The sequence below is a fragment of the Alphaproteobacteria bacterium genome (assembly GCA_024244705.1).
GTDB lineage: Bacteria > Pseudomonadota > Alphaproteobacteria > JAAEOK01 > JAAEOK01 > JAAEOK01.
This window is the reverse complement of the sequence record JAAEOK010000004.1, coordinates 1-6,679: the sequence shown is the minus strand read 5'-3', so window position 1 is coordinate 6,679 and position 6,679 is coordinate 1. Positions and strand designations below refer to the sequence as shown.

The 6,679-nt window shown below is 68.1% G+C and carries 7 protein-coding genes and 1 tRNA gene; 5 read left to right on the top strand and 3 right to left on the bottom strand.

Features of this window, described 5'->3' with window-relative positions:
• Positions 1-112, top strand: a 112-nt coding sequence (locus GY791_01010; GenBank protein ID MCP4327003.1) for a transposase, incomplete at its 5' end; no start/stop codon positions are given.
• 302 nt (positions 113-414) lie between these two features.
• Here the strand turns inward: GY791_01010 and GY791_01005 are convergent.
• Positions 415-501: transfer RNA gene (locus tag GY791_01005), tRNA-Leu, on the bottom strand.
• Between the two features lie 273 nt (positions 502-774).
• Here GY791_01005 and GY791_01000 point away from each other — a divergent pair.
• On the top strand, positions 775-1,356 hold the full coding sequence (locus tag GY791_01000; GenBank protein ID MCP4327002.1) for a DedA family protein: 582 nt from the start codon (positions 775-777) through the stop codon (positions 1,354-1,356).
• A gap of 13 nt (positions 1,357-1,369) precedes the next feature.
• The gene (locus GY791_00995) at positions 1,370-2,578 is read left to right on the top strand and encodes a hypothetical protein (protein MCP4327001.1); all 1,209 of its coding nucleotides are present in this window, start codon (positions 1,370-1,372) and stop codon (positions 2,576-2,578) included.
• A 38-nt stretch (positions 2,579-2,616) separates the two neighbouring features.
• Here GY791_00995 and GY791_00990 read toward each other — a convergent pair whose 3' ends face one another.
• On the bottom strand, positions 2,617-4,182 hold the full coding sequence (locus GY791_00990; protein ID MCP4327000.1) for a GMC family oxidoreductase: 1,566 nt from the start codon (positions 4,180-4,182) through the stop codon (positions 2,617-2,619).
• A 15-nt stretch (positions 4,183-4,197) separates the two neighbouring features.
• The gene (locus tag GY791_00985) at positions 4,198-5,340 is read right to left on the bottom strand and encodes a nucleotidyltransferase family protein (GenBank protein ID MCP4326999.1); all 1,143 of its coding nucleotides are present in this window, start codon (positions 5,338-5,340) and stop codon (positions 4,198-4,200) included.
• An 80-nt stretch (positions 5,341-5,420) separates the two neighbouring features.
• Here GY791_00985 and GY791_00980 point away from each other — a divergent pair, with 80 nt between their 5' ends.
• Positions 5,421-5,909 carry a disulfide bond formation protein B gene (locus GY791_00980; protein ID MCP4326998.1) on the top strand — a complete coding sequence of 163 codons (489 nt, stop codon included), beginning with the start codon at positions 5,421-5,423 and terminating at the stop codon, positions 5,907-5,909.
• Between the two features lie 77 nt (positions 5,910-5,986).
• A complete protein-coding gene (locus GY791_00975) occupies positions 5,987-6,475 on the top strand; it encodes a demethoxyubiquinone hydroxylase family protein (protein MCP4326997.1) in 489 nt (162 codons plus the stop codon).
• Positions 6,476-6,679: the final 204 nt, after the last annotated feature.

Sequence of the window (6,679 nt, the reverse complement as noted above, 5' to 3'; positions counted from 1 at the left end):
TTTCATCGAGGAGGTCTACAATTCCAGACGGCTCCACTCCGCGCTCGGATATCGGAGCCCACAACAGTTCGAGGAGGATCACGCCCGGCAGCCGGTCAAACCAGCCGCCTGATTGGTGTCCAGCCCCTGGGGGTCACTCCAATGGCCGGTACGTCACGTTCCAATTGGCCGAGGTGGCGGTGCCGAGGGAACTGTTCCGGAAAATCCTGAGCCTGATTGATGATCTACGACGAAGACCTGTTCCGGCGTAGGCCGAGGAAATCCACGCTGAGATCGTTTCTGACACATTTGCCGGTTGGTCAGAGCGGCGCCGAAGTTCCAAACTAGGGCCACCACGCTTCCCCATTGCTTCCCTGACTTAATAGTTGCAGAACAGCGCCAACGCGTTGATATCAAAAAATCTATTAGATTCAATGGTGCCCCCGGGGAGACTCGAACTCCCACGTCCTTGCGGACAACAGATTTTGAGTCTGCCGCGTCTGCCAATTCCGCCACAGGGGCCCCGGGCGATCGGAAGGCGCGCATGATAGCGGCGCGGCGGTGGCGGTCAACCGTAACCGACGCCGCGCCCACCGGGATGGCCTTGGGTCGGCGATGGGCGCGGCTCGGTCCATGCAAGTGTCCGCCAACGCCGAGAGCTGCATCCCAGGCGCCGCTCGTGCCGGTCGCGACGCCGCACACCCCGAAAACGATTGCCGCCGGCGGTGGCGCTTGCTAAACCCGGCCGCGACCGACCGAGACCCGCCCCGCCCCTATCCGGACAGAACGCGAACCATGCTGCGTCGGCTTTACGACTGGACCCTGAGCCTGGCCGGGCACCGTCACGCGATGTGGGCGCTCGTCCTGGTCTCCTTCGCCGAGAGCTCGATCTTCCCGATCCCGGTCGACGTGCTGCTGATCCCGATGGTGTTGGCGGCGCGCGAGCGGGCGTGGCGGATCGCGGCGGCCTGTACCGCGGCCTCGGTCATCGGCGGCCTCGCCGGCTACGGCATCGGCTACGGCCTGTTCGAGGCGGTCGGCCGGCCGATCCTCGAATTCTACGGCGTCATGGGCAAGTTCGAGGAGTTCAAGACGCTCTACAACGAATGGGGAGCGTGGATCGTGATCATGGCCGGGGTCACGCCGTTCCCCTACAAGGTGATCACCATCGCCAGCGGCGCCACCCATCTCGACCTCGTCGTCTTCACCGTCGCCTCGGTGCTGGCGCGGTCGCTGCGCTTCTTCTTCGTCGCCGGTGTAATCTGGTATTTCGGGCCGCCGATCAAGGACTGGCTGGAGCGCAATTTGGGGCTGGCGACGACGCTGTTCTTCGTCGCCCTGATCGGCGGCTTCCTGTTCATCAAGTTCGTCCTATGAGGGAGCACCGGCGATGAGCGAGACCACGCCAGCGCCGCGTCCGGGGACCGGCTTCTTCTCCGTCGGCGAGGCCGGGGTGGTGTTCAGCGAGCCGTCGCAAAACCTCTACGCCGTCGATCCCCTGGCCGCCTGGTGCTGGCTCGAGATCGAGGCCGGCCGCGCCACCGAGGAAATCGCCGCCGAGCTGACGGCGGCCGGCGACGGCGATCTCGATGCGGCGCGGCGGCGGATCGCGGCGATCCTCGAATCCTTCGCCGCCGCCGACCTGCTCGACGACGGCCGGCCGCCGCGGGCGCCCGACGACCCCGACCAAACCGACCCCGAGGTGAGCCTGCCCGAAGGCCTCGACGCCCTGCTGGCGGCGCCGGCGGAGACGGTCTATCTCCACGGCATGGGGCGGGTGATGCGGCTCGACTTTTCCCACCCCGAGTTGGCCCGGCTCTACCGCCCCATGGTCGCCCCGCTCGAGACGGCGGCGGCCACCACGACGGACCGCCACCTGGCGTTCGTCATCAAGGACCGCGTGGCCTATGGCTGCGACCAGGGCGAGGCGGTCTATTCGAGCGCCACCGAGGGCACCCCGGCGGCGGTTCTCGAACGCCTGGTCTGGCGCGGCGCTCTGCAGGACGCCGAGTGCGTGCTTAGCATCCATTGCGGCAGCGTCGGCGTCGGCGCTCGCGACGACGACGGCCACCCGGCGGCCTGGCTGTGCCTGCCGGCCGCCTCGGGCAGCGGCAAGACGACCTTGACCGCCGCCCTGAGCGCAGCCGGGTTTCCCTATGGCAGCGACGAACTGATCGCCCTCGGCGCCGACCTACGGGCGCGCCCGCTGTCGTTCCCGCTCTGCGTCAAGACCAAGAGCTGGGACGTCCTGGCGCCGCTCTATCCCGGCCTCGGCGAGCTCCCGGTCTACCGCCGCTACCAGCACCGCGTCCGCTACCTGCCGCCGGCGACGCCGCTTGAACGGCCGGACTGGCGGCCGATCGCGGGCTTCGTCTTTCCGCGCTATGCGGCCGACGGCGAAACCGCGCTCACGCCGCTCGACCCGGTTGCCGGCCTGCAGCGCCTGTTCGACCAGTGCCTGACCATTCCCGAACCGCTCGACCTGGCGACCGTGGGCCGGCTGGTCGCGTTCGCCCGCCAGGTGCCGTTCTATGAGCTGCCGCTGTCCGACCTCGATGCGGCGGTGGCGGCGATCCGCGGCTTTACCGATTCGCTCTGAGGGGTTTTCGGTCTTGACGGCACCGACCCACTCCCGGCTCACAACCGGGCCTTCAAATGATCGGCCAGGCGCAGCGCCAGGGCGACGATGGTCAGCGTCGGGTTGTTGGGCCCGGCGGCGGGAAACACCGAGCTGCCGGCAACGTAGAGATTGTCGATGCCGTGGATTCGGCTATCGCGGTCGACGACGCCGCGGCTCGGGTCGTCGTCCATGCGCGTGGTGCCGATGTGGTGGTTGCTCGGCCGCATGCGACCGGGCCAATCGGGGTCGTTCGTATCCAGCTTGATGTTGGCGCGGCCGAACCCGGTGCGTCCCGCCTCCAGCGCCACCATTTCGAGAATCCTGTGCAGCGCGCGGACACCGGCTGGGCCGGGCCGCCAGTCGAGGCGGACGCGGCGCAGCCCCAGCGGATCGCGTTCGGCGGTCAGGGTCACGCGACTGTCGGCATCGGGCACCGGCTCGACGCGGCAGTGGGCGGTCATGGCGGTCAGCGGCGTCGGTGCCCCCGCCACCTTGCGATAGGTGGTCAGCGCGACATCGTCGAGGTCGGCGAGGACGCGGCCGAGATGCAGGCCGATATCGTCGGGCAGGGAACCGTCCCTGAGCGAACGGTAAATGACGCTCGCCGAATGGGCGCCTTCGGCGAACTCGCGGTGCAGGGTCCAGGTGATGACGACGTTGGGCAGCCGATTGCCCTCGATCAGCGCTTCCGCCATCGTCGTCACCGCGCGGATGTTGCCGGTCGGCGTTTCGACCCCGCCGTAGAGGTAGAGGCCGATATGGGGGTCGGCGGGCACCAGGTCGGCGGTACCGAAGACCAGGGGATGGTCCATGAAATAGCGGCCGACCAGATCGCGGCCGTTGCCGAGCCCGCCCGGCTGCGCCCGGTCCGCATTGAGCAACAGCCGGGCGTTCTCGATCCCGCCGGCGGCCAGCACCGCATGACGCGGCCGCACCCGGTAGCGCCCGCCGTCGAGGGTGGCGACGACCAGCGCGTCGGCATGGCGCGCCGCTGGGCCGGTTTCGATGTCGACCAGATTGGCGTTGAAATGGACCTCGACATCGTCCGCCCGCTCGAGCTCCGCGCGGTAGGCGGTGCCGAAGCGGAGCGGCGCGCTGGTATGGTAGACGCCGTCGACCAGACGCGCCGGATCGAACGGCAGGCGTTCCTGCCAATCGCCGTCGGCCCAGTCGGCGAGGTCGTAGGCGAAGGGACCGAGGCCGCAGATCGGATGGGCGCGGCGGTAATATGGGATCAATTCGTCGCGTCCGAACGGCCAGCCGCTGTGAGGAAAGCCGTCGCGGCGGCGGAAGTCGACGGCGTCGAGAATGCGGCAGAAGCCGGCCCAATGGTTGGTGGTGCCGCCGAAATAGCGCAAGCGGGTGGCGTCGAGGGGCTCGTAGAAGGGGTCGCGGAGCTCGCCCCGGTAAAGGTCCTGAACCCGGCCCTCGGGTTCCAGCCCACCGCTTTCGAGCACGATCACGCGCCAACCCGCGCCGATGAACTCACGGGCCAGGGTGATGCCGGCGGCGCCGGCGCCGACGATGCACAGATCGCAGGCAAGATCGGTGGCGGCCGGGATATCGGGTGCGTCGAGGAACACGATCCGATCTTCGCTCTAGGAGCCGCGGCTGCGTCGCCACTGGCGCAGCGGCCAGGTCGCCATCTTGGCGACGAAGGCGGCTTGGCGGTAAGCGAGGACTGGCAGCCGCACACCCCAACCGGTGCCCTCGAGGCGATGACGATAGGCCAACCGCGCCGGCAGCAAATTGACGCTGGCCCAGCCGATCCAGCGCTGCCAGAAGCCGAGTTCGCGTTCGGCATGGTCGAGCCGCGCGTCGCAGTGGGCGACGTAGCGCCGGGCGCGGCGCGTGACCGGACGCGGCGGGAGCGGTGCGGCGCCGAACCAGTCGGTCATCAGCGCCGCGGTGCCGTCGACGATTGTCTGGTAGCCGGCGGCGGCGAAGCGGCGCTCGATCTCCGGCCAATCGACGGTGCGCCCGGCGGCCGATCCCAACCGGCGCAAATCGGCGAGGGTGCGAAATTGCGGCCGTGCGAACCAGTAGTGGAAATCCTGTACCTGGCCATGGAACAAAGTGTGGAGAACGCGATGGGTCGGCGACATCGCCCGGCATCGACCGGCCGCGAGTTCGAGCGGCACACTGTCGGCGAAAGCGGACTCGACCGTCAGCAGGGTCCGTTGCGGACCCGGCGTGCGGTGGATCTCGACCACCGCCGGTGCCCCCGGGCGGTGGATCGCATTCATCTGGTGGGCCCGCGCGTAATCGTCATCGTCGCCGGCGGTGTAGCCGATGGCGCGCATCGCATCCCACGCCGCCCGCTCGCAATCCGGCGGCACCAGAAAGTCGATATCGACCATCATCCGGGCGTCGCCATAACCCGGATCGTCATAGAGGAAGGCCGTACCCTTGAGCAGGATGGGCTCGATACCGATTTCGTTGAGCGCCGGCACGAAGTGCCCGATCTGGTCCCGAATATGGTCGTTGCGCTCGGCGTTGGCGTGGCGAATCGACGACAGGTAGCCCGCAACGTCCTCGGGCATATTGGCCATCGCGTCCAACGCGGTGACGGCGTCATGGACCAGCGGCGCCGCGTAGTGGAGGTTGGCGATATAAAGCAAGCGCGTCCATGAATCCGCCGAACGGTCCCAATCGATCACGTCGACAGGGGCGCCGTCGCCGGCGGCGACGAGCCGGCACATCAGGCGGAAAAGATCGCGGTCCGCGGTCATGGTGTCCACGCTATCATAGCTCCGTCGCGGTTGTGCAAGCCCATCGAGCGGCCTATTTAGGGGGCAACCGTTATCATCGTGAGGCAGTCATGTCGACCGTCCGTGCCAGCGCCGTAATCGTCACCGCCGGCAGCATCCTGATCCTCGCCGGCGCGTTCGCCTTCCAATATATCGGCGATCTGGCGCCCTGCGTGCTGTGCATCTATCAGCGCTACCCGTACGGGGTCGCCATCGTCCTCGGCGTGTTGGCGATCGTGTTGTGGCGAACCCGCGCCGCGCGCTGGCTGCTCGCCCTGGCCGGCGTCGCGCTGATCATCGATGCCGGTATCGCCGGGTTCCATGTCGGCGTCGAGCAGCAATGGTGGGCGGGAACGGCGGAGTGCGGCGGCAACCTCGGCGGCGGCCTTTCGCTCGAGCAACTCAAGAGCCAGATCCTGGCGGCCCCGGTGGTGCGCTGCGACGAGGTCGCCTGGTCTTTGTTCGGGATCTCGATGGCGGGTTACAATATGCTGCTCGCCCTGGCGCTGGCGGCGACCGCGCTGCGCTCGGCGTTCGGCAAAAGCAGGAGCTTCGTGTGACCGAATCGAAACGCCCGAAGATAACCGGCGAAACCCTCCTGCCCGGCGACCCCTCGCCACGGCAGCTGGTCCATCGGATGATCCGTGTCGATCAGGCGGGCGAGTATGGCGCGGCGCGCATCTATGCGGGCCAACTGGCGGTTCTCGGCGGCGCCCCGAGTGCCGCGGTGATCCGGCGCATGGCGGATCAGGAGCAGCGCCACCTCGACGTCTTCGACGCCATGATCGCCGACCGCCGGGTGCGCCCGACCGCGCTGCAGCCGCTGTGGCACCTGGCCGGCTATACCCTGGGCGCGGTAACCGGCCTGATGGGAGAAAAAGCGGCGATGGCCTGCACGGTCGCCATCGAGGAAGTGATCGACGAGCATTACAGCCGCCAGGCCGAATTGCTCGGCGACGACGAGGCGGCGCTCCGCGAGACCATCGAGGAATTCCGCGCCGAGGAGATCGAGCACCGCGATACCGGGCTGCGCGAGGGCGCCGAGGAGGCGCCCGCCTACGAACTGCTGACCGGCGCGATCAAAGCCGGATCGCGGCTGGCGATCTGGTTGTCGACACGGATCTAGAGCAGTTTCAAAGAACTCGGAGCCATTCTGACGGAGCGGTCTTGGCCGCCGGGCAGGAGCGAAGAGCGACGACATGCTGAAGCATATCGAGCGACGAGCGACGCCCCCGGCGACCAAAACCGACCGTCCCGTAGGGTTTCCATCCGGCGGCCGGCCACGGCGTCAGCAAGCTTGCCCGATGCTTCGGCATCGCGCCGCACTTGC

Bases quoted from the DNA above. Each gene is read 5' to 3' on its own strand.
- GY791_00980 (MCP4326998.1), top strand. From the start codon at position 5,421: ATGTCGACCGTCCGTGCCAGCGCCGTAATCGTCACCGCCGGCAGCATC.
- GY791_00975 (MCP4326997.1), top strand. From the start codon at position 5,987: ATGATCCGTGTCGATCAGGCGGGCGAGTATGGCGCGGCGCGCATCTAT.
- GY791_01000 (MCP4327002.1), top strand. From the start codon at position 775: ATGCTGCGTCGGCTTTACGACTGGACCCTGAGCCTGGCCGGGCACCGT.
- GY791_00995 (MCP4327001.1), top strand. From the start codon at position 1,370: ATGAGCGAGACCACGCCAGCGCCGCGTCCGGGGACCGGCTTCTTCTCC.